The sequence below is a fragment of the Veillonella orientalis genome (assembly GCF_018406505.1).
Classification (GTDB): domain Bacteria; phylum Bacillota; class Negativicutes; order Veillonellales; family Veillonellaceae; genus Veillonella; species Veillonella nakazawae.
In genome coordinates this window covers 2,028,718-2,052,329 of the sequence record NZ_AP022322.1, presented here as the reverse complement: position 1 = coordinate 2,052,329, position 23,612 = coordinate 2,028,718, and the positions used below count along the sequence as shown (strand labels likewise).

Here is a 23,612-nt window from a genome sequence, read left to right as displayed (position 1 = left end):
GAACGGAGGTATATCTATGAAGGCCTATGTACAAGTTTATACCGGCGAAGGCAAGGGCAAAACGACCGCTGCTATCGGTCTAGCTATCCGTGCCATCGGTGCTGGCAAGAAAGTCCTCTTTTTACAATTTATGAAATCTAAAGTATATAGTGAACATACTATTTTACCTACCTTACAGAATTTAACCTTAGAAACCGTGGGTAAGCCATTCTTTATCATCAAAGAAGGGATGAAAAGCAAGGATGAACTCGCTAAATGGGGTGATGAAGTCGTTGTCTTTGAATCCGGTAATCCGCCAAAAGACTATGTAGAGCTCATTGAAAAAGGATACGAACGTGCACTGGCTGCTATTAGCAGTGGAGAGTACGATCTAGTGGTCCTTGATGAATACAACATGGCGCTCTTCTTTGAACTCATTACATGGGATAAAACAAAGGCTTTGCTCGATGCTCGTCATCCAGAAACGGAGCTCGTATTCACGGGCCGTGGGGCTCCTCAAGAGTTAATCGACGAGGCAGACCTTGTAACGGAAATGAAAGAGGTTAAACATTACTACCTTCAAGGCGTAATGGCTCGAAAAGGTATTGAAAACTAATCATAGGTACACCTAAGGAGGTGATGTGGTTGAGTACAGTGGCTATTGTGGCCCTCGTTATTGTGGCCATCATTGCAGCACTCATCTTGATTATCCTACTGACACCAATCACATATAGCATCGAAGTTGACGGACGCTCGCCATATCGAGGCGAGGTGCGCGTCAAATGGCTGTGGCGTGTATTTTCACTGCATCTAGCATATTTGCAGGACAAACCATTTTTTAAGGAATTATATATTTTGGGCATGCTCAAGATTGGTCCTGTGAAAGACTATGAAGAATGGCTTGAAAATCGCGTTGACGAAGAATACCAAAAAGTTGTGGACGAAGACGATGATATGTCACAAGCAGAGGCCTTTGCTAAGGCGATGCAAGGGGGCGGACAAGGTCCTTCTGCAAGCTCTAGTGGCACTAGCTTTGAAGATTTGAAGAGCTCTCAACGTTCTGACGCTACCTTTGGTGATGAAGAATCACCAGGGGCTGGTAGATCTGAAAATCCAAATGAACGCATTGAACGTCCTGACCAAGCTTCTAAGGATATGGATGCACAGGCTCGAGCTGATCGGTATGACTCCATTCAGCAAGATCCAACATCCCATATTAAAAGCGATGACGAAACAGTGAGCCGCGTTACTTTCAACAGTGACGGTTCTATCAAGGAAAAGGTATTTACGAAGGTGAAAGACCTCAAAACGACGGTTAAACATCGTTTTGAAAAACCAGATCCAAATGATCCGGTAGCATCATTTAAGTCTAAAATTCCTACATTCTGGTTCATGAAACATGTACAAAATACAGAATTATGGCACCAGCTATTCCTTGTTTCGAAGCGATGCTATGACCACTCTAAACCACGGGATGTGGCCATAGAAGGTCGATTTGGTATTGGTGACCCATATCGTATGGGGATTATCGCATCTATGCTGTACAGCATTTGGCCTGAACAAGCTGAGAACATCGAGCTCGATTATGTAAATTGGGCCGGTGAAGGTAGTGGTCATATTAAAGGGCGCATCATTTTAGCTGTCATGGCTTGGCATGGTACAAGATTCTTGCTATCTAAACCAATGCGTTCCCTATTGGGTGAAAGCGCTCGCGTCTTCTGGGTTAAACGGAAGGAAGCTAAGCAGTTAGAAAAGCTGAAAGCCGAACAAGGTCAAACAGCGTAAGGATATATTAAGTCAACTAAGTAAATGAGCTGTATTAAGACAATATATAAGGTCTACAAATAATGTATATGTCATATAGAAGTAAATACATAGTATAAAAACCTAAGTATTGAACGTACAGCAATGATACTTTCACAAAAAGCGGAGGTACTGTGATGGAAAACAGTAATGTAAAAGAGAATTTGGAAGTCCTATTCGAGAAATTCAAAAATATGATTAAGGTGGAAACTGTAGTAGGCGAAGCTGTGCAAATCGGCGATACTACACTTGTTCCATTCGTAGACGTAACATTTGGTTTTGGTACTGGTACAAACCACAACACTGCTAACAAAAACCACGAATGTGGCGGCGGTGGTGGCGGTGCCAAAATGGAACCAAGCGCTATCCTCGTTATTAAAGGCGAACGCATTGAGTTGTTCAACATTAAAGGCAACCCTTACAGCAGCAGCTTCGATCGTCTTATCGGTTTGGTGCCTGACCTCGTGTCCAAATTGAAATCCGATAAATACATTTATTTGAACGATGAACAATAATTCGATGTCGAATTATAAATACTAGGTGAAAGCCGTAATACCCACATGTGTGCTCTGAATATGTCCGTAGCGACTGCTATTATAGCTTCAGAGTATACTTGTGGGTATTATTTTAACTTCTATAGACTTTCATAAGCATTTCATAGGGCTTTATTATGCTATGTAACATAGTCTTGTGAAAGTTAGCGAGATTTGTTATAGTAAAAATAGTACACTATTGGATTGTATAGTGACACTTTTATTTCGAGGAGGATTTCAGATGAAATTATCTAAAAAATTAACTACCCTAGCTATCGTTGGTGCTATGTCTGCTACTGCTGCAGTAGCAAGCGCTGCTAACATTGGCTTAGTAAATATGAGCCAAGTAGTAAATAGCTACCCTGGCTATGGTGCATTAGATATGAAAATGCAACAAGTAGACGCTCAATACCGTCCACAAATTGAGAAAAAAGTACAAGAAATTGAAAAAATTCAAGATCAAACTCAAGCAGAAGCTGAATTCAATAAATCCGTAGCTCCATTGCTTCAAAAAGAAAACGATGAAATCAACAAAATTGCTCAACCTATGATGCAAGCAATTCACAATGCAGTTGAAACTATTCGCGTTGAGAAAAAAATGGATGTAGTATTGGATGATCCATACACAATCCGTGCGGCTGACGCTAACAGCAAAATCGAAAACATTACTAACGAAGTAATTAGCCGTCTTAAAAAATAATACCGGCTAAAAAGATAATATGAAATGGCCCCTTGTCTGATTTCAGACAAGGGGCTTTTGGATTTAAAGGACTTTTATACTAATATAGAGAAATATATTAACAGAAGTAGTCTGTATAGAGATAAGATATTGTAGGTTACATATAGGTGTTTTCTTTAAAATAGATTAGCTTATTTCAATTAAGGAGTGAGATCTAATGAAAGATTTTAAAGCATTAGCCACAGAGCGGTATTCAGTTCGAAAATTTGATACGAAGCCCGTTGAGCAAGAGAAGTTAGATATCTTGTTAGAGGCAGTGAGATTAGCACCTACGGCTCATAATTATCAGCCGCAACGCTTACTTGTGCTGAATACGACAGATAGTCTTAATAAACTAAAAGACTGCACTAATGGCCACTTCAATGCGCCGTTGGCGATTATTGTTTGTTATGATAATCAAGTGAGTTGGAAGCGGGAATACGATGATGCGGATATGGGTGTTGTAGACGCTAGTATTGTAGGTTCTCACCTCATGTTTACCGTGGCGGATATAGGTCTAGGAACAACGTGGATTGCTCATTTTGATCCCCGTAAAGTACGAGCAGCCTATGCTTTGCCTGATAACATCATACCTGTAGCGATATTCCCAATCGGTTATCCTCATCCAGATTGCGTACCGGCACCGGGCCATACAAAACGCTTTGATGTAAGTGACTTTACAATCTATAATTCCTTTTAATTTCTTTAAAATGTAAGCTCTATAAAATGTAAGCACTACAGAATTTAAGTAATACAAAAAGGGCGGTTAATCAATTACGATTAACCGCCTTTTCTAATAGTGTTTGTAGGTTCTGTTAGTATTTTATTCAGGTTTGTGGATAAGGTTTACTACGAATTCGCTGTCTTCAACAAGTGTTGCTTGGATGTAGTTGTCGCCGTTGAATTCTAATACTTGGCCTGGTACAAGTACATGTTCTTCAGTTTCGTTAAGGAATACTTGTACTTTACCTTTTACTACTGTAAAGATTACATTTGCTTCTGGGTGATTGTGTTTTTCAACTTGTTCACCAGCTTTGCCGCCTTTTTTTACGATTACATAGTTAGGACCTTGGAATAATAAACCTAATTCTTGATTAACTGTGCCTGCCATAATAGACCTCCTAATTCTAGCTTTTTATGTTTTGAAAGCTGACGCTATCACTTAATTAATTAATTTGTGTAATTACCTTATGTTTACATTATAAATGATATTGCTTATCAATGCTGTGCCTATAGCTACAGTTTTGAAAGAAATATATATTAAATATAGATTTAAAATGGGCACAAAAGCGAACGTAAAATTTTACGTTCGCTTTTGTGCTCGTTTTCGTTCGTTTATAGTGCCTAAACAAACAGAATGTTATGTATTTATTAATTATTTTTTCTTGATTGTATATAAACGTGTGCCGTTTTCTTCAGTCGTTACAAGTTCAAAGTTAGCATCTACCGCTTTTACAAAGGCTTCGAACCATGTTTGGTACGCAAGTGCCATGAACTTAGGATCAACGCCTGCTGTACGCCAGTAGCCTGCTTGTAATCTGTGATCGCCAACCCATGTGAATTCGTCAGGGCTTTCAGAAACAACTTGGTCACCACCATCGCAAGGCATACCATTTACGTAGAAGTTTTGCAACGCATTGTAAATCGCTGGAGCAGTGTGTTCTTCAAGGTTATCTTGTGCCACAACACCACATGCTTGGCCTTGTACAGCAAACGCATCAAGAATAGCTGTTACTACGTTCACCGCTTCGTCGCCAGAGTTAGTGTCGAGCAAATCTTTGATGAAAGCTGCTTCGCGAACAGATGCGATGTTAATTTGGTTGGACAACCAGCCATGGATATTGCCATGATCGATGATGTTTTCCAGAGGAATACTTGGATTGATTGGCTCACCGTATGTATCTACGGAGATGGAGTGCAATTCCTCTGCCAAATCATCAACAACCTTAGTTGTTTTCTCTAAAATCAAGTTTTCACGCTCAACGAGCAATTGAATTTTACGATATAACCAGTAATGGATGTGACCTAAGAATGCGGACATATTAAGCTCCTTTTCGTGCTGTTTCTAATTTTTGAACTAAATCGTATACATTGACACCGTGAATTTCTGCAGCTTGCCATAATGGTTCAGCCGTAGAAGATGGGCAACCAAGGCAACCCATGCCAATGCTTTGTAACACAGGTACAACATTTGGATATGTATCTACGATATCGCGAATGATTGTATCTGGTGTAATAGGGGCACCTTCTTCGAGGCGTGGTGCTTCTGGTTCAGGATCGTTACCATGACCAGGCAAGAACACAGCTGGTTCGTCGGATTTGCTTTCAGCTGGAGCACCTTCAAGGTCGCCTAATACAGCTGCTTTGAAAGCCTCTAAACCAATGCGGTCAATGAATTCGCCCATGCGCTCGATTTGTGCATTTTCTTTATAGTATGCAATGATACGATCTACTAATGCAAGAGCTTCTTTTTCAGTTGTTACTTCAGCGATGAGGTCGCCAATGCGTGGATGAGCACCGCCGCTACCGCCAGCGTAAACATTCCAGCCCTCTACAGTACCGATAATACCAACATCTTTCATGCGGCTTTCAGTACAAGAGTTAAGACAACCGGACACGCCGATTTTCATTTTGCTTGGCATTTCTTGAGACAAATATTTGCGCTCAATTTGCATGCCAAGATGTACGCTATCTTGTTTAGCACGTTTACAGAATGTAGTACCTGGGCAGATTTTTACGCTGCGCACGCGATTAGATACAGTGTACGCTGGCTCCATGCCGAGCATTTCCCAAGCTTTATCTACGTCTTCTGCTTTCAAATTCGTAATCATAATGCGTTGGCTGCCAGTCAATTTAAGAACGGCGCCGAACTCATTAGCTACGTCGATATATTTTTGTAATTGTTCAGGTTGAATGAAACCTGCAGGAACGCGAGGTGTAATTGCATAACGGCGTTGACCGTTTTTAATGCGTTGTAAATTTGCTGCAATTTGTGCCATATTAAATCCTTTCTCGAGCCCTCTCTGCGGAGAATAGTGGCTAAAACTACTTAGTTAATCTATGTGATTCTTTGTTTGTAAAATATATACGCCGTTGGGTTTTGTGAAAGCTTCGCACGTATACGAACAGCGTGATGAGATCAACTAGGCGATGCCTCATCAAAACCCGGCGTAACGATCAGTACGGGTATTAAATACTGACCTGATGTTCCTAGTATAAACTATTTTAACACGTAATAATGTAACCTAAGCTACAAAAATGAAAAATTTCAATATTAATTATTAATAGCATACATGATTTTTGATACTACATAGTGCTATTAAATTTACCTAATTGGTAAATTATTTATTTACATTTGTATTTGAAGAGGTATAATAGAATTAACCTACTAGGTAAATTATTATAAATGGCCATTTATATTGTATCAACCATTCACTATGATTTGAGAGAGTCGGTGACATATTGGATATACGATATAAGAATAATAAGTTAGAAACAGTTTGTACAGATGCGGATATTGCCAGACGCGCATACGGACGTGAGATGGCACGTAAAATTCATTTAAGAATTGATCAACTTCGTTTTGCTACATCTATTCAGGATTTGATTTTAAATGGTGTAGGTCGGTGTCACAAGTTGGTTGGAGATCGCAAAACTCAATATGCTATGGATTTAGTACATCCTTATAGACTTATTTTTATACATATTGATGGAACGTTTCACGTAGTAGAGATTCAAGAAATTATTGATTATCATTAGTATAGGAGATATACATATGAAGATATATGAGAGTAAAACTTTTATTGCTATACCGCCTGGAATGACAATAAAAGAGGTTTTAGAAGATAGACATATGTCCCAAAAAGAATTAGCTACACGAATGGACATGAGTGAGAAACACATTAGTAAGCTCATTAATGGAGAAGTACCACTAACGCAGGATGTGGCAATGCGTCTTGAACGGGTATTTGGTGTAGAGGCAAGTTTTTGGAATGGTCTAGAAGCTAATTACAGAGAAAAGATATTAAAAGTGGAGTATGAAAACTCCATTGATGAAGAAATTAATTTCGCTAAGCCCTTTGGTTATGCTAAGCTTGCACGTTTGGGTATCGTTCCAGAAACGAAAAAGGTAGCTGAACAAGTCAATAATCTACAGAAGTTTTTTGAGGTAGCTTCTTTAAAAAATGTAGCTGATGAAATGGTTATGCCCTTAGTATATGAAAATATTAAGGATATGGAACCAGCTAAAAAGAGTGCGATTTATACACTAGTACAAATTACAAAAGGGCAGGCTCGTTTTGTAGAGGTCAATCCTTACGATGCAGAGTTACTAAGAACATTTATACCAAAAATTAAGGACCTTTCTAGTGAACCTTTAATCGGTGTGAAAGAGCCTCTTAAGGATATGCTAGCAGCATGTGGTGTGATTATTGTGTATTTGCCAATTATTGATAACATAACCTCAACATGTATTACATATTCCAAAGGAAACTCCATTGTTCTTGGTATACCAACGGAAGATTCTGATGATTTTTGGAATTTATTAGACCAGGCTTTACATAATTTGGTAGAACGAGACTTTCCACACAGTAATCGGAAATATCGCAACAATGATCCTGTAACCGTGGTGAATTATTAATTCAGATTTTGTAAATAGGTAAGGTGTTACTTCTTAGGCTTTTCTTAGGGCATTCACCATGCAATTTGTAAGGACTTTCAAAGTACAATCCGTAGGACTCTCATCCTGTAACAAAATAGCGTATAATAGACACATAGAATATTATTGATGTAGGAGATACAATGAAGGTCCTTTACGATACAATTTTAAAAGCGAAATATACAGGTCGCCCAAACCGTTTTGTGGTGACTTTAGATTTAAATGGTGAAAGCGTGCTCGCTCATTTGCCAAATCCTGGTCGCATGTGGGAGCTCTTGTTCACCGGTGTAACGATGTACATCGTGCCTCACGATAAACCGGATGCGAAAACGAAATACCGCGTGGTTGGCATCGAGCGCGATGGCGTTGTGATTATGCTCGATACAAACTACAGCAATGATGTGGCGCAGCATTTGATTGAAAATAAACTCATCCCTGGATGGGAAGAGTGGCGCATTGTAAGACGGGAGTATACAGTTAAACTACACGGTACATCATCTCGCTTTGACTTGCTCCTCACCAATGATAAAGGCCATGAGTTCTTGTTAGAGGTTAAGTCTTGTACGCTATTCTCCAAGACTGGAGCCATGTTCCCTGATGCTATTACAGAACGAGGACGCAAGCATTTATTACATTTGAAAGAACTACAAAACGAAGGTTACCATACAGGTGTTTTGTTCCTCGTACAATGGGACAAAGCACAGTGGTTCTTGCCAGATTATCATACAGATTTGGAGTTTGCTAAAACCTTTAAAGAGGTCGCAACTTCTTTAGACTGGAAAGCCGTTGCTGTGGCGTGGGATGATACTTTTACCATGCCCACTGTAACCCATGAATGTTCCTATCCGAGTAGCATTCTCGACACAGAGGCTCACGATAGTGGCGTGTACGTAATGGTCATGCATCTCGACCATGATTTAGACCTTGAGATCGGCTCTAAAGGAATGATGCATTTCAAGGCGGGTTACTATATGTACGTAGGCTCTGCGAAGGCGAATTTAACAAAGCGCATTGAGCGCCATAAGCGAAAACGGAAGAAAATGCACTGGCATCTAGATTACTTCCGTGGTCACTGCGAAATGATAGCAGGTCTGCCAATTCGTACTAGCTGGGCTGATGCGGAATGTGCTCTCGCTGATGCGGTCCGTGGCGTTGCCGAATGGGACGTGCCTAAATTCGGATCCTCTGATTGCGACTGTAAAAGTCACCTATTTGGGATGACGGACAATCCCATACACAATCAATCCTTTATGAATGTGGTGGAAGATTATCGCATGAATATGTTGGATGCGCTAGTTAAGTGATTGTTGTTGGGGCCCCGTCACATAGTGGTTTACTAGTTAAAAAAGTTAGACACTTATTCCTTCGCTCCATAGTGACCTAAGTCGCTCATTCATAAGTGTCTAACTTTTTTACAACCCTATATGTGGACTAGTCCCAACAACAAAAGCACTTTTCCTTTCGCATGGGGCGAGGCCCCTAATTGGGAGAAGCGGATAAAACAAAAGCTAAGTATTTGATCTCATTTAGATTTAAGGCAAAGAATGATTGGAAAGAAACTATGCTAACAGGCATAGGTAGTACTGGTAATGATACTTCAGGTGTGGAACGAGACTTTGTTAAGATTTTGGACGATATGATATATCATGCAGCTCATTAAATAATAAGCAGGAATAGCTTATAAGTATGAAATAAAATGAGATATAGATATAGAGGGGAATTATATGACATCCTTAGAAAATGCGATTACAGGAAATGTTATTGTATATCAAGCAGAGAATGAATCTGTTTCTACGAATGTACTATTCAAAGATGAAACATTTTGGATGACACAAAAAGATATATCAAAACTATTTGATGTTAATCCACAGGCTATATCCAAGCATTTAAATAATATTTATTCTGACGGCGAATTAGAAAAGCTAGGAACTTGTTCCAAAATGGAACAAGTTCAAATAGAAGGAACTCGTACTGTTAAACGGGTAATAGATTTTTATAATCTTGATGCTATCATTGCGGTAGGATATCGAGTAAATAGCAAAAAGGCAACTCAATTTCGAATTTGGGCGACAGGAGTTTTACGGGAATATATTATCAAAGGTTTTGCTCTTGATGATGTTATGCTAAAGAATGGACGTTCATTTGGAAAAGATTATTTTAAAGAATTGCTACGAAGAGTCCGCTCAATTCGGGCTAGTGAACGACGCATATATCAACAAGTAACAGATATATTTGCTGCGTGTGCAATCGATTATGATGCACAATCACCTATTACTAGAGAATTTTTTGGAACGATACAGAATAAGTTTCATTATGCTATTACTGGTCAAACTGCTGCAGAGATCATTCATAGTCATGCAGATGCTACAAAGGATCATATGGGATTGACTACGTGGGAATCTGGACCGGAAGGGCGGATTTATAAGAAGGATGTAATCGTAGCAAAAAATTATTTATCGGTTGAAGAGATTGAACAACTTGAGCGAATGGTATCCTCATTTTTTGATTATATAGAACGTATTATTGAACGACGTGAAACATTTACTATGAAAGCGTTTATTGAAAGTGTAGATAAGTTTTTAGACTTTAATGAGTATCAAATCCTAACAAACAAAGGACTTATTTCTATGACACAAGCGCAGAAGAAAGCTGTTAGTGAATATAAAACGTTTAATACACAACAGAAAGTAATTTCTGATTTTGATAAGTTTGTGAAAGAACATAGTTAATAATAAAGGGTTTATAGCCTTTATCCCTTAAAAATGCTATAATATTATGATGTATTATAATCAGTGTTAGTAAAATGAGGTGAGATTGTGGCAGACCAACAATGGTCCCACGGGAATATTCATCCCGTTCAGATTGATAAAGAAATGAAGAACGCCTATATCGATTATGCGATGTCCGTAATCGTAATGCGTGCTCTTCCAGATGTGCGCGATGGCTTGAAACCAGTACATCGTCGTATTTTGTACGCGATGCACGAAACAGGCATGATGCCAAATAAACCGTACAAGAAATCCGCTCGTATCGTTGGTGACGTACTCGGTAAATATCATCCACATGGTGATAGTTCCGTTTACGACGCAACGGTTCGTTTAGCGCAAGATTTCAATACGCGCTACCTCTTGGTAGACGGCCACGGTAACTTTGGTTCCATCGACGGCGATAGTGCCGCTGCGATGCGTTATACCGAAGTACGTATGGCGAAAATTACGCAAGAAATGCTCGCTGATATCGACAAGGAAACTGTTGATTTCATGCCGAACTATGATGAAAGCTTGCAAGAACCTACAGTATTGCCTGCGAAGATTCCAAATCTTCTCATCAATGGTTCCAGCGGTATCGCCGTAGGGATGGCCACAAATATTCCACCGCACAACCTTAACGAGGTATGTAATGGCCTTACCATGCTCATCGATAATCCAGATGTAACTGTGGACGAATTGATGACACAAATTAAAGGTCCAGACTTCCCGACTGGGGCGCTCATTTTGGGCCGGGAAGGCATTAAAAAAGCGTACTCCACAGGTCGTGGCAGCGTAAAAATGCGCGCTCGTGCAACCATTGAAGAAATGGCGAAGGGCAAGCATAAAATCGTAGTGACTGAGATCCCATACCAAGTTAACAAGGCTCGCGTTATCGAAACGATTGCAAACTTGAGCCGTGACAAGGTAATCGATGGCATCACAGCACTTCGTGACGAATCTGACCGTCAAGGTATGCGCATCGTTATCGAATTGCGCGCTGACGTGCAACCAGATATCGTTCTTAACAAATTATATAAACACACTCAACTTCAAGAATCTTTCGGCGTGATTATGTTGGCCCTCGTAGATGGTCATCCTCGCGTATTGAATTTGAAAGAAGTATTGGGTTACTACTTAGATCACCGTCTCAATGTAATCGTACGTCGTACTCAATTCGAGCTTAACAAAGCTGAAGCGCGTGCACACATCTTGGAAGGCTTGTTGATTGCCCTTGACCACATCGATGAAGTTATCGCTACAATCCGTAGTTCTCAAACTGACGAAATCGCACGTAACGCATTGATGCAAAAATTCGGGCTTTCAGAAAAACAAGCAGTAGCCATCCTCGACATGCGTCTACGCCGTTTAACAGGCTTGGAACGCGAAAAAATCGAAGAGGAATACAAGGAATTGTTGGCATTGATCGAAGACTTGAAAGCTATCTTGGCTAGTGAAGCGCGTCAACGTCAAATCATCAAAGACGAACTTGAAGATATGAAGAAGAAATACGGCGACCCTCGTCGTTCTGAAATCACAATCGATACGTCCGACCTTGATGTAGAAGACCTCATCGCTGACGAAGAGATGGTTATTACCTTGACTAAACAAGGTTATATCAAACGGATGAACGCGAACGTATATCGCAACCAACATAAAGGTGGCGCTGGCGTTATCGGCATGAAGACGAAGGAAGACGATTATGTAACACAAATTATGCATGTACGTACGCATAATACATTGCTATTCTTCACGTCCACAGGCCGTACATACCGCCTCAAAGCATACGAAGTGCCAGAAGCAGGTTCCCGTAACTCTCGCGGTACTGCTATGGTTAACGTATTGCCATTAGCTGTAGGCGAATCCGTTACGACTATGATCGACCTTGAACGCGTTCAAGAAGATGTAAACTTATTCATGGTAACTGAGTTCGGCGTTGTAAAACGTACAGCTATCGAAGAATACCGTAACATCCGTCGTTCTGGTCTCAACGCTATCAACCTCGACGAAGGGGATCACTTGATTTCCGTCAACGTAACGACTGGTGACCAAGATATCTTAATCGGTACTAAATTGGGTATCGCTATTCGTTTCAGTGAAAGCGATGTACGCCTTATGAAACGTGCGGCTCACGGCGTGCGGGGCATTAAACTCAATGCAGGCGACGTGGTTGTAGGTGCTGGTGTTATTAATGCTGATGAAAGCGAAGCACAAGTGTTTACTATCTCCGAAGAAGGCTTTGGTAAACGCAATGATGCGGAAGCTTACACATTGCAAAAACGCGGCGGTAAAGGCTCTAAGAACTTCAAGATTACGAACAAAACAGGTGACGTAGTTGCCGTTGAAGTTGTTCATAATGATGATGAAGTAATGCTTATCTCTGAACAAGGCAAAATCATCCGCTTCAACATGAATGATATTGCTGTTAAAAAAGGTAAAGCTATTTCTGGTGTGAAAACACAAAACCTCGACGAAGGTGATAAAGTAGCTAGCATTGCTGTTATTCCAGGTTCTGAAATCGAAGAAGAAGTAGCAGAATAATTTGTATTAATACTATATGTAAGAAACTATGGGCGGCCATCTTAGATGGTCGTCTCTAGCGTTAAGGAGTTAGAAATGAAAAAATGGTTAGCTGCTATGTTTGCAGCAGGGGTTTTCTTTGTAGGTGGCTTTGGCCAAGCGAGCGCCGCTGATTGGTATTATATCGATGCTGATGCTGATGATGCAGCATGGTTTATCGATAACTCTTCTGTATATAAAACAGATGATGCGGCAACAGTACTTGTTAAAATTAACAATGTAGAAGGCTTCACATACATCTACACAGTACGCATCGATCGCAAAGAAAAAACATGGACAGAACTTGATACAACAGTATACAGCGCTGCAGGCGTAGCGTTATTGTCCAGCAAAGACGCACAAAAACCTACAAAAATTGAAGATGATACCATGGGCGCGGAAGTTATGCAGGCCCTATGGGGTAAATAATCCAACAATTTAATAGAAGCTGATATTCGCTCTGTCTAGTTAGATATTCAGAACGTATGAGTAGCCCCGAACTATCCTGAAAGCCTCCATAGTGAACTAAGTCGTTTTCAGAATAGTTCGGGGCTTTCTGTTTTCTTACCAATCTTACAGGTCGAATATCAGCCTTCAAATCTATTGGATTATTTAAAGCCCATAGGGGTCTCGCTAGACGTTCCTTAGGGGTTCTATATAATTTATGCATTTAATAGAGTTTTTATTAGTAATATGCAATTATGGTGTTATAATGAAGGCGTAGAGAATTTATGGTATGCAGATTGCATAGTTATTTGAATTTTATAGTCAGGAGAGAATAGTTATGAAGAAATGGTTTGCTTGTTTAGCGGTAGCAGGTTTATTGTTTAGCGCTGGTGTGGGCGTGTCTCATGCTGAAAGTTGGTATGCATTGGATACGGACCAAGCTGGTCGTACAGGTTACATCGATAATGATTCTGTTGATAAAAATGATGCTCGTGCTACATTGCGCTTGAAGATTGTAGATCCTAATGGAGATCACTCCATTTATACAATGACATTCAATCGCGCTGATAAAACAGTGCAGCTCATTGATGTTACAACATATAACCCACAAGGCTATATGATTGGCTCTGAAACATTAGCAAATACAAAAGTACAAATACAAGAAGGAAGTAATCTAGATCACGTGTATCACTTGATTTGGTAAATTTCTTCTACTAGTAGAAAGGGTTCTATCTCTCATCGACCTCCATAGGAACCTAAGTCGGTCTCAAAGAGATAGAACCCTTTCTGCACGTATGATTTAATTTACTCAAAACTGCGTAGGGGAATAGTGACCTAAGTCGTCCTTAGAGATATATTCACCCGTTTTCTCATCCCCTAATGAGGAAATCTTTCCAAAACTGCGTTTGGGAGTAGTGACCTAAGTCGGCCTCAAAGAGATAGAACCCTTTCTGCACGTAAGATAAAATGTATCCAAATTATTTATTCCCTTATTTTATGGTCTAAAATAAGGGAATAGCATTTTTGGTAAGGGAATATTTAATTTATGAAGGTCTAATAATTGAGCACGTTTGTCTTTCATAAAATATTTATTTTCATCGAATATACTAGATTTCGTATTCTTGTATTTAAATCGAGAGGTAAACATATGAAAAAAACATTGGCAGCTGTTTTGGCAGCAGGCGCTTTATTGATTGGTGGCATCGGTAGTGTTGATGCAGCAAATTGGTATACTGTTGGTACTGATAGCAATGGCATCACTTGGTCCATCGATAACGACTCTGTTAAAAAAGATGACAAAAAAGCAACTTTGGACATCAAAGCTATGGACTACGAAGGTTACCACTACATCGTAACTGAAGAGTTCAACCACAAAAAACGCGAAGTAAAAGACGTTAAGGTTACTCTTTACAACCCACAAGGCGAAGTGGTAAAACAAGAACAACCTAACAAATCTACTCGTAAGGTTGAACAAGGCACTCCTGCATACGCTGTGTACACACTTATCTGGGGTGACAAATAATCTGATCCTTCGAGTGTTATGATTCTTTGTGAAAGCTTCACACGCGCACGTTCTCATTAGAGGGCGTGCGTTTTTTTATTTAATTTTAATTCCCGAAAAGTTGGTGAATTATTTGCTCGTTCGTGGTACAATGTGAATAATATTACGCATTTTTGCACAAAAGTGTGACATTTCTACATAGTATAAACTTTCACTATAGCGTATACTAAAGGTAAGATGTGGAAGTACGCCTTGAGCACAGTGCTCTGTAGTTTGGCCTAGTTTCCCCAAAAGGTTTGGTAGTTTTAGTTTGTTAGAGGAGGTCCTCATGTCTCAATACGAATTTATCGATAAACGCGTGCCGATTGCGCTAGACAATCCATCCATTTATCACGACATTTCCAAGTGTAAAAACTGTACGTTATGCCGTCGTGCTTGTGCGGACGTAATGAGCGTACTCGACTACTATGATCTCGATGCAAACGGTGACGTGCCTGTATGTATCCACTGTGGTCAATGTGCGGCTGCATGTCCATTCGACTCCATGCATGCTAAATCCGAGCTTGAAAAGGTGAAAGCAGCTCTTGCAGATCCTGAAAAAATTGTGGTTATCCAAACAGCGCCAGCTGTGCGTGTAGCTATCGGTGAAGGCTTTGGCTACGAACCCGGTACATTCCTTGAAGGTAAAATGGTTGGTGCATTGCGCGCATTAGGTGCGGACTATGTAGTAGACACTAACTTCGGTGCGGACTTAACAATTATGGAAGAAGCATCTGAGCTTGTGGAACGTCTTAAAACTGGCGGTCAAATTCCTCAGTTCACAAGCTGTTGCCCAGCGTGGGTGCGCTTTGCGGAAATCTACTTCCCTGAATTGATTCCTAACTTGTCTTCCACACGTTCTTGTATCGCTATGGAAGCAGCTATGATTAAAACATATTTTGCTGAGAAAAAAGGCATTAATCCTAGCAATATCGTATCTGTATCTGTAAACCCTTGTACTGCTAAAAAAGCAGAAACAAAACGGGAAGAAGAAAATGCAGCGGCTCGTTATCACAATGACGAATCCCTTGGCATGGATACAGATATTTCCATTACCACACGTGAGTTCATCCGTTGGATCCAAGAGGAAAACCTCGACTTCAATGCTATTGAAGAGTCCCAATTCGATGACTTAATCGGTATGGAAACTGGTGCATCCATCATCTTTGGTAATACTGGTGGTGTTATGGAAGCAGCTATGCGCACAGCGTACAAGCTCATCACAGATAAAGAGCCACCTCCATATGCATTGACACACCTCGAAGACGTTCGTGGTATGGAAGGCGTTAAAGAGGCTACTGTTCAATTAGGTGATGATGTAACATTGTCCGTTGCTGTAGTACATGGCGGTAAAAACACACGAGACTTCCTCAATGCGTTGAAAGATAGCGATAAACACTATGACTTTATCGAAGTTATGGCTTGCCCAGGTGGTTGTATTGGTGGCGGTGGTCAACCGCGCACTAAATTGCCTCAAGCTGTGAAAACTAAGGAAGCTCGTATTGGCGGTCTTTACGAAGCTGATGCGAACTACAAATGGGTTGCTTCCTATGAAAACCCAGAAATCCAAGCATTGTACAAAGATTTCTTAGGCGAACCATTGGGCCACAAGGCACACGAATTATTGCACACACACTACACAGACCGCAGTGCTGTTCTTGGTGATCGCAAAGACGTAACACCTGAAACATGCCCAACATCCCCTAAATATAAGGGCTAATCGTATTACCATGTAGCTAAATAAAAATAAATCCTACGGGTCATGAGTGACTTGATACTTGTGTAGATATTGACTACTGAGTGTCAGCTTACATGCGATTCGTAGGATTTTTATATTTATCCTTCTTATAGTTTTGTATATGTTATATGTATGGATCTCATAAGGCACTAGATTGTGACCGTATGTACTATCATAATGACTTCATATCAATGGATTGTTTTGTATAGTAATTGTTACTGTTACTTTATAACTTTATTATGATAAATTAGTATAGGAAATTAGCTTTCACATGAGGAAAAGATGAATTATATAGTGTATAATATATAGAGAAGTAATGTGTAAGAGAGTTCAGCAAGGAGTTTTGTGGAGAGATGAACTTGTTTTTACGGCGTGCCTTATGTGGCATGGCCTTGATAGTTGCCGCCATAGGTACTGTGGGATGCCAACATGAGAGTCAGGCAGAGCAGGAAGAGGTACGAACTGTATCGTATCGGGCTGTCATGCAATCAGACAAACCTGTCCCTGAGAAGGTGAATACCTGGCTTGGGGCTATGTCTCAAGAGGACAAGATAGGTCAACTGATGATGATTAGCCTTCACGGCAGCACGGTAGGACAGTCCCAAAAGGACGTCATCAGGAAATACCGTGTGAGCGGCGTTATGCTAACAAATGAAAATCTAAATAATAAAAACCAAGTGAAAGCTTTCACCAGCGATATCATGCAAACGGCCACAACGGCGAGTATGGTGACGCCATACATCGGCATCAATCGGGATAAGGTGTTGAGTACGAATGAAAGTTTCTTGCGCTTGCCAGAGCCAAATCGTTGGGGGCAACTACCGATGGAACGGATTATTAATTTAGTGACTCGATCGGCCATCGAAATGCGGGATATGGGCTTTAACCTCATTGTGGGACCGAATGCAAACCTAGGGGTGCCGAATGTGTCCTATACATCTGACCCTACGTGGGCAGGGCATATGGATCTGGCCATGGCGGAGCGTTACCAAATCAATCACATGTGGTTTGCCTATAATTACTTCCCAGCAGTGAGCCTTGGTGATGCATCCTTTGAGACCGCTAACGATGCGAAGGCCTATCTGAACAACAACGATGTGTCCGTATTTAAACGGCTCATTACACAGACGACGGCGAATACGTACATGCTCGTCATAAGCCATGTGCAAATCCCTGCTATCGATAATGAGCACCTAGCGAGTAACTCGAAAGCAATCATAACGGACTGGCTACGACACGAGCTAGGCTATAACGGCGTGGTTATGACCGACCGTGTCGATGTAGGGGCCTTGCAAGCAAACCAAAAGATAGGGGACTTTGCAGTTAACTCCATCGTAGCAGGCAGTGACCTCGTCCTCCTTGATGCAGATACGGGTCACATCGATGAAGTCCATCGCGCACTTACGCAAGCGGTGGCGAATGGAACCATTTCAAATGATCGACTCAATGATGCGGTTAAGCATATTTTGCTCATGAAGATGCAAACTCAACTACAATAATAAAGAAATAACTACAACAATAAAGAAACAACTATAACAATAAAGAAATGACTATATAATATCCTTATTACATACGAGTCATATGACGTGCTATACCTTATGGTAGGCACGTCTTTTTATATGTGTTGAGTATGGAAAAAGAATATATATGGAATATTGTATGTTGGCGTGACGAGGATAGACCTATAAGAATACAGGAAATATAAGGGGTTTTACAATCGAATGGGTAAAAAGTAAACCATTAAATAAGTATATTTTATGCGTAAAAAATTTAACATAATAAAAAGTCATGTTAATAATATGAAAATAAGTTTATATTTGTTTTAAATTTATGATATAATAATCTCCATAGAATGTTGGAGGTGAGAGTATATGAATTTTGTGGGACGTGCTGAAATTATTGAGAGTATCCAGTCCCGTATTGCGATGAATCAAATGAGTTTGTGTGTTGTGTACGGTCCGCATCGCAGTGGCAAATCCTATGTGGCTTCCCAGCTTGTACGACGTCATAAGGCGTTATACTTGGCAGGTCGCATGGCTAATGAAGCAATCCATGTAGCCGATATGAATCGAGCTCTTGAGGCACGTTTTGTTCCTACTGATGAGCAGGACAAATTCGAACCGATCACTAACTTGCAAGAGGCTTTTGAGGGTCTATTTGAAAGCAGTGTGAAAACGCCTCAGACTGTGGTGATTGATGATTACCCTTCCTTGGTGGAGGCTGTACCTCAGTTCCCCATACACTTGCGTGATTTATTAGATACCTATAAAGAAACGAGCCAGTTGAACATCATTTTGATGGCCAATGGTTTAGAACAGCTCGATGGTCGCATCATTGGCGATCGCAGTCTAATCGGTCCCTATGTGTCGGAATATTTTGAGGTAAAACCGTTCTCCTTGGTGGATATGAAATCCTTGGGCCTTCACTATGCGAAGGATGACTTGCGTACCGTATTCGCCGTAACAGGCGGTCTACCTGCGTATGTGCAGTACTTTGATAATGGTGAAAGCATCGATACGAATATCATTAATTTGTTCTTCTCTGTATCGGGTGCCCTATTTGAAGAAACACAACATATCTTACACCGAGATATGAAAAATATAACAGGTGCTAACGCTATCCTGTCTGGCCTTGCTACCCTTGAAAGACCATACTACGTGGAGCTTTTACAAGCTAGCCAAATTAAAAGCGGCACCTTTACATCTCGTTTAAATGACCTCATGGCGATGGGTCTCGTAGGTCGTATCCAAGCGAATAGCCGTGGACCTGCGAAATACGCAGACTACCACTTTACCAATAGCATGTTCCATTTCTGGTACCGCTATGTGTATAAATACTGGGGCGACATCGTGCGTGGCAACGGTGCAGACGTGTACCAAACCTACGTAAAACCACAACTGAAAGACTTTGTGGAAGCTTCCTGTATTGCAATTTAATCAGACAATTTAATCAGACACCACACTTCCTCTGTGGTGTCTTTTTGTGTTGTTTATTTATTTTGCCGTAGTATTCTTTTGAATCTTATTTATGTGCCATATTCTTTTGAATTTTATTTACGTGTCATATTATTTTGATTATATTTCATTTTCAGCAATTATCTATCTAGGTGTATAGTTATGTCCTTTCAGAGATAGAAATTAATATTAGATTGTAACAGAATATGACGGAATTCTAAGGAATTGTCAATTTGTCAAAATCTCCGATCCACGCTATTGTGTAGATAAGCGCTATGCCATGGCAGGAAAGGGGATTTATGTTATACACAAACGAAGAACCGTTAGTACAACGAACCTGTATTAAAACTGCAAGCTTACAATCGGAGAAATTAGTCACTAGAAAATCAATATCTGAAAAAGTACAATCTAAAAAATCACAATCTAAAAAAGCACAATCTGAGGAGCTATCACCTGCGGAAAAAACTTCTAACGAAGTACTTTCTAAGGAACCAAAGTACAAGGTGCCAGAGGAGTTGAAATTACAGACCCTCATTTGTGGGCATCAGGTATTAACATCCTTATCGGATAAAAGCCTTGTGTCGATTTGTCAAAATCCAAATATGCGGATTCAGACCGTTGGATATCAGCCTTGGTCTGTTGATGAGCTGCGCCATGATGCGGCACAAATAGAACTCTGTCGCAGGTATCGACCACTCATCTTGCACTATACGAATCGGACCGGAAACCGCGAGTTTAGGGAAGACCTAGAGAGCTATCTATGGGCCATACTCTTGGAATCGATATATAGCTTTGATCTGAAAGGGGCTGTACCGTTCCCTGGCTTTGTGAAAGCTGGTATTAGATATGGTTATATGCGGTATTGGAAACGAGAACGGTTACGTAATCATCGTGAGATTCATATACCAGATCGTATCACCGAAGATGGAGAGGTCACGTTTGGTATGGATATCTTCTCGTCTGGAGAAAATATAGCGGACATGATTATGACCGCCGATGAAGAACAAAGGCTGCGAGCGCGTCTCGTATGGGCGTTAGGCAGACTGTCTCCAGATCAGCGCGACCTATTGCGTCGCGTTTACGGAGAATGCCAAAGCTTGGTATCGGTCAGTGAAGAGCTGAACTGTAGCCGCCAAGCTATCCAAAGACGTCATGAACGAGCCCTCCGGAAGCTGCGCAGATACCTAACGACGGACTTTAAGAAACTACGAGTACACTAGATACGAATACAATAGGGCTATACATTCATTAGAGATATACACGTATTAAAGTTATATACATATGAGATTCTTAGAACTCTGAATCGATTAGAATATGTAGTGTAAACATATGAATATTAGTCTATTAGAGTCTAGTTCGTATTAAATAATATGTGTTAATATAATTTAATTTCTTATTTATATTCTGATTTTTGTATAATTACATTAATCTCGATTAATAGATATACATAAAATATGCAATTCTCAATTTAAATGAGAAAATAATGACACATATAAGTAACCATTAGTTTTACAAGATCTTAAAGTCTTTAATTTTACATAAATTTCTATAGTTTTGTGTATATATTTACAAATTATACAGACTGATATACAATTAAATCAACAGCAGATTAAAGCATGCGAATCTGCTTTCACAGAACACGTGTTCATTGTATTGTTGAAAGGAATGTTCCTAATTAGAGTGGAGAGAATTCCTATGATAACACATGATGAATTAACAGATATGATGGCCGCTCGGCTATCTAAGGGAGAGGATTTGGATTTGATCTATACGAATCCAAAGAACCACATTGTTTGTTTTATTCCTACTTATGAGCCTGGTGGTGGTGATAGTACGAAGTGCTATTTCGTAGATGGCCGTGAAGAACTGGTCTGTCTGCCGATGCGCACCATTACGCGAGAGCTGGCGGTACAGGAAGGGTTGAGGCCCAATTACATTATGACCAGCGACGGTCGGCGTAGTAGCTATACATCGCCTAAGACCTATGGTCCGCATCTGACCTTTGCCCATATCAAATGTCGGCGCCCTGTCGGCAAAGACGTGGTGTACGGCCTCTTTAACGTGGCTATACCTTATGAATATATCGTTACAGAAGGTCCAGAACCCGATACGAGCTATATTCACGTGGGGAACTTCGCACCGATTTTGGTGTACCAATCTCCGCGTCACGTTAAACACAAACTGAACGAAGCCATGCTAGAACACTGCAACTACGTGCGCAAAATGCTAGCCCGCATCAAACTCAGCCAAAACCTACAAGTTGTGGCCGAACTATTTATCGCCTGGAGAGACCTAACGAGATAACACGTTAGGGGGAAGAGATGGAATAGAAGGGGAGATGAAGTAATAGGGGAGAGAAAAAGGAGGAGAGCTATAGGGAGAAAAATATAATAGAGAAGACAAAAAATAAGGTGATCATAAATAAATAATACGCCTCAAACACTTAAATATATTCCAAAAAGAACCACCCCTGATAGGGGTGGTTCTTTTGTAGTTATCAATCTTAAAATCTATTATTATCCTGTTAATTAATAGCTATTCATTAATTATCTATGCATATTTAATGATTATTAAAGGTATTTATAATGAATTAATTGAATTTTGACATCAAAAAACTGATAATATAATTAATAATGAAAAAAATGTGAAGGTGTTTTGTAGTTGTTTGTAGTCAGGGGTTTTTAGTGTGGGCTTTTTTAGATTTAGAAGATCGATAAAGATTGCACCAGGAATTAAAATCAATCTTAATAAGAAAAGTACAAGTCTTACTATTGGTCGTAGAGGAATCCATACGACAATAAATGGATCAGGTGTTCGGAATACTATAGGTCTTCCAGGTAGTGGTCTTTCATATACTTCATACCAAAAGTTTAATGAGAGTTCCATTGCTAATGGAATTCCTTATACACGTGTCTGTCCTAACTGTGGTCATAATATGAGAAAAGCTTGGGTAAACTGCCCTAAGTGTAGTTTTAATTTATTATCTTTATATAGTAAAACAGAAGCTGATACATCTGAAAATTCTAGTCAAAAAGATATAAAACAAGGGAATATGGATTCAAACACTGTGGAAAATCCTAGTAAAGGTGAGACTGGATGTGGTTGTTTAATCATTATTTTTATAGTTTTTGTTATTTATAGGCTTTTAAGTTGATTATATAGTCATAGTTATAAAAAGTGAGGGTTATTATGAAAAAGTCTAAGAGAGCATGGTTAACATTTGTTACGGTTAGTTCTTGGGTATTAGCGCAATTGGGCTTACCTACTGCTGCGCAAGCTTGGGCACCTTATTCTGATGATTTGCAAACTCTGGATCATACTGGTGCAGTTAATCTCAATAAGTTTAAGGGTACTACGTTTAAGTCTAAAGACAGCTTACCTCAAAAACAAATATTTAATAGTATTGATGGTATTTTTTCTAATGATTTAGTGGAAATGGCACATTATAGTCATAGATCTCATTCTTCCCATAGATCTCATTATTCTCACTACTCTAGTTCTTATGGTCGTGGAGGATATTCTGGTGGATATTCGAGTGGTTCCTCAAGTTCTTCAGATGAAGGCTATGTTGCACCTGCACAACCTACAGATGTTCTCCCAATTGCAGATATACAAAAACAACTTAATGATTTAGGGTATTCTGTTGGAACTGTAGATGGTCAAAAAGGGCCTAATACTGTTCAAGCTATTAAGAATTTCCAAATAGAATATGGGTTACCTGTATCTGGTATTGTGGATTGGCAAACAGAGGCATATTTAAATAGTACTAATATTAATATTGTTCGGGCTGGATTACAACGACATGGTTATAAGTTCTCATCTGGTAGTGGTCGTACACAAGATGTTGTTGCAGCTATATATGATTTCCAAGCTAGACATGGATTACCACAAAATGGTCGTATATATTTAAAAATGAAACAAGCCTTGGGTGTTTAGT

At 40.0% G+C, this 23,612-nt stretch carries 24 protein-coding genes; 21 read left to right on the top strand and 3 right to left on the bottom strand.

All coding sequences use genetic code 11. From position 1 onward, the window contains the following. Nucleotides 1–16: 16 nt before the first annotated feature. The 5 genes from VEIS1202513_RS09515 (at nucleotide 17) to VEIS1202513_RS09495 (ending at nucleotide 3,733) form a co-directional block, all read left to right on the top strand. Nucleotides 17–595 (top strand): cob(I)yrinic acid a,c-diamide adenosyltransferase, encoded by a 579-nt coding sequence (locus VEIS1202513_RS09515; protein WP_129823709.1) that lies wholly within the window; start codon nucleotides 17–19, stop codon nucleotides 593–595. Nucleotides 596–624: 29 nt separating this feature from the next. Continuing rightward, nucleotides 625–1,764: a hypothetical protein gene (locus VEIS1202513_RS09510; protein WP_213467421.1), complete on the top strand. Its 1,140-nt coding sequence runs from the start codon at nucleotides 625–627 to the stop codon at nucleotides 1,762–1,764. 155 nt (nucleotides 1,765–1,919) lie between these two features. Beyond that, the gene (locus VEIS1202513_RS09505) at nucleotides 1,920–2,297 is read left to right on the top strand and encodes a GerW family sporulation protein (protein ID WP_005384862.1); all 378 of its coding nucleotides are present in this window, start codon (nucleotides 1,920–1,922) and stop codon (nucleotides 2,295–2,297) included. A 259-nt stretch (nucleotides 2,298–2,556) separates the two neighbouring features. Then, nucleotides 2,557–3,015, top strand: a complete 459-nt coding sequence (locus VEIS1202513_RS09500) for an OmpH family outer membrane protein (RefSeq protein ID WP_060924853.1) — start codon at nucleotides 2,557–2,559, stop codon at nucleotides 3,013–3,015. Between the two features lie 196 nt (nucleotides 3,016–3,211). Next, nucleotides 3,212–3,733: a nitroreductase family protein gene (locus VEIS1202513_RS09495; RefSeq protein WP_213467420.1), complete on the top strand. Its 522-nt coding sequence runs from the start codon at nucleotides 3,212–3,214 to the stop codon at nucleotides 3,731–3,733. A gap of 123 nt (nucleotides 3,734–3,856) precedes the next feature. Here the strand turns inward: VEIS1202513_RS09495 and VEIS1202513_RS09490 are convergent, their stop codons facing one another. The 3 genes from VEIS1202513_RS09490 to VEIS1202513_RS09480 all read right to left on the bottom strand — a co-directional run bounded on the left by VEIS1202513_RS09490 (nucleotide 3,857) and on the right by VEIS1202513_RS09480 (nucleotide 6,032). Continuing rightward, nucleotides 3,857–4,144, bottom strand: coding sequence for a cupin domain-containing protein (locus VEIS1202513_RS09490; protein ID WP_009351598.1), 288 nt, complete (start codon nucleotides 4,142–4,144; stop codon nucleotides 3,857–3,859). Between the two features lie 264 nt (nucleotides 4,145–4,408). After that, nucleotides 4,409–5,074: a hypothetical protein gene (locus VEIS1202513_RS09485; RefSeq protein ID WP_213467419.1), complete on the bottom strand. Its 666-nt coding sequence runs from the start codon at nucleotides 5,072–5,074 to the stop codon at nucleotides 4,409–4,411. A 1-nt stretch (nucleotide 5,075) separates the two neighbouring features. After that, the gene (locus tag VEIS1202513_RS09480; RefSeq protein WP_060924850.1) at nucleotides 5,076–6,032 is read right to left on the bottom strand and encodes a DUF1858 domain-containing protein; all 957 of its coding nucleotides are present in this window, start codon (nucleotides 6,030–6,032) and stop codon (nucleotides 5,076–5,078) included. Nucleotides 6,033–6,576: 544 nt separating this feature from the next. Here VEIS1202513_RS09480 and VEIS1202513_RS09475 point away from each other — a divergent pair. The 16 genes from VEIS1202513_RS09475 to VEIS1202513_RS09400 all read left to right on the top strand — a co-directional run bounded on the left by VEIS1202513_RS09475 (nucleotide 6,577) and on the right by VEIS1202513_RS09400 (nucleotide 23,611). Further along, nucleotides 6,577–6,792, top strand: a complete 216-nt coding sequence (locus VEIS1202513_RS09475) for a type II toxin-antitoxin system RelE/ParE family toxin (protein WP_371732218.1) — start codon at nucleotides 6,577–6,579, stop codon at nucleotides 6,790–6,792. 16 nt (nucleotides 6,793–6,808) lie between these two features. Beyond that, nucleotides 6,809–7,672, top strand: a complete 864-nt coding sequence (locus VEIS1202513_RS09470; protein ID WP_213467418.1) for a HigA family addiction module antitoxin — start codon at nucleotides 6,809–6,811, stop codon at nucleotides 7,670–7,672. 161 nt (nucleotides 7,673–7,833) lie between these two features. Then, nucleotides 7,834–8,994 carry a DNA/RNA nuclease SfsA gene (gene sfsA, locus VEIS1202513_RS09465; RefSeq protein WP_213467417.1) on the top strand — a complete coding sequence of 387 codons (1,161 nt, stop codon included), beginning with the start codon at nucleotides 7,834–7,836 and terminating at the stop codon, nucleotides 8,992–8,994. A gap of 179 nt (nucleotides 8,995–9,173) precedes the next feature. Further along, nucleotides 9,174–9,350 (top strand): hypothetical protein, encoded by a 177-nt coding sequence (locus VEIS1202513_RS09460; protein WP_167386479.1) that lies wholly within the window; start codon nucleotides 9,174–9,176, stop codon nucleotides 9,348–9,350. Between the two features lie 64 nt (nucleotides 9,351–9,414). Then, a complete protein-coding gene (locus VEIS1202513_RS09455) occupies nucleotides 9,415–10,419 on the top strand; it encodes a virulence RhuM family protein (RefSeq protein ID WP_213467416.1) in 1,005 nt (334 codons plus the stop codon). An 87-nt stretch (nucleotides 10,420–10,506) separates the two neighbouring features. After that, nucleotides 10,507–12,978 (top strand): DNA gyrase subunit A, encoded by a 2,472-nt coding sequence (gene gyrA, locus VEIS1202513_RS09450; RefSeq protein WP_213467415.1) that lies wholly within the window; start codon nucleotides 10,507–10,509, stop codon nucleotides 12,976–12,978. A 75-nt stretch (nucleotides 12,979–13,053) separates the two neighbouring features. Further along, the gene (locus tag VEIS1202513_RS09445; RefSeq protein ID WP_119207103.1) at nucleotides 13,054–13,425 is read left to right on the top strand and encodes a hypothetical protein; all 372 of its coding nucleotides are present in this window, start codon (nucleotides 13,054–13,056) and stop codon (nucleotides 13,423–13,425) included. Nucleotides 13,426–13,780: 355 nt separating this feature from the next. After that, complete coding sequence (locus VEIS1202513_RS09440) at nucleotides 13,781–14,146, top strand: hypothetical protein (protein ID WP_213467414.1); 366 nt, start codon at nucleotides 13,781–13,783, stop codon at nucleotides 14,144–14,146. Nucleotides 14,147–14,590: 444 nt separating this feature from the next. Beyond that, complete coding sequence (locus VEIS1202513_RS09435) at nucleotides 14,591–14,965, top strand: hypothetical protein (protein WP_213467413.1); 375 nt, start codon at nucleotides 14,591–14,593, stop codon at nucleotides 14,963–14,965. A 307-nt stretch (nucleotides 14,966–15,272) separates the two neighbouring features. After that, a complete protein-coding gene (locus VEIS1202513_RS09430; RefSeq protein WP_213467412.1) occupies nucleotides 15,273–16,703 on the top strand; it encodes a [FeFe] hydrogenase, group A in 1,431 nt (476 codons plus the stop codon). Between the two features lie 371 nt (nucleotides 16,704–17,074). Then, the gene (locus VEIS1202513_RS09425; protein WP_213467411.1) at nucleotides 17,075–18,220 is read left to right on the top strand and encodes a glycoside hydrolase family 3 N-terminal domain-containing protein; all 1,146 of its coding nucleotides are present in this window, start codon (nucleotides 17,075–17,077) and stop codon (nucleotides 18,218–18,220) included. A 372-nt stretch (nucleotides 18,221–18,592) separates the two neighbouring features. Continuing rightward, nucleotides 18,593–19,657, top strand: a complete 1,065-nt coding sequence (locus VEIS1202513_RS09420) for an ATP-binding protein (RefSeq protein ID WP_060924839.1) — start codon at nucleotides 18,593–18,595, stop codon at nucleotides 19,655–19,657. Nucleotides 19,658–19,950: 293 nt separating this feature from the next. Beyond that, nucleotides 19,951–20,895 (top strand): sigma-70 family RNA polymerase sigma factor, encoded by a 945-nt coding sequence (locus VEIS1202513_RS09415; RefSeq protein WP_371732217.1) that lies wholly within the window; start codon nucleotides 19,951–19,953, stop codon nucleotides 20,893–20,895. Between the two features lie 475 nt (nucleotides 20,896–21,370). After that, nucleotides 21,371–21,979: a hypothetical protein gene (locus tag VEIS1202513_RS09410; RefSeq protein ID WP_213467409.1), complete on the top strand. Its 609-nt coding sequence runs from the start codon at nucleotides 21,371–21,373 to the stop codon at nucleotides 21,977–21,979. Nucleotides 21,980–22,361: 382 nt separating this feature from the next. Then, nucleotides 22,362–22,829, top strand: coding sequence for a DUF4236 domain-containing protein (locus VEIS1202513_RS09405; protein WP_213467408.1), 468 nt, complete (start codon nucleotides 22,362–22,364; stop codon nucleotides 22,827–22,829). A 35-nt stretch (nucleotides 22,830–22,864) separates the two neighbouring features. Continuing rightward, on the top strand, nucleotides 22,865–23,611 hold the full coding sequence (locus tag VEIS1202513_RS09400; protein ID WP_213467407.1) for a peptidoglycan-binding domain-containing protein: 747 nt from the start codon (nucleotides 22,865–22,867) through the stop codon (nucleotides 23,609–23,611). Nucleotide 23,612: the final 1 nt, after the last annotated feature.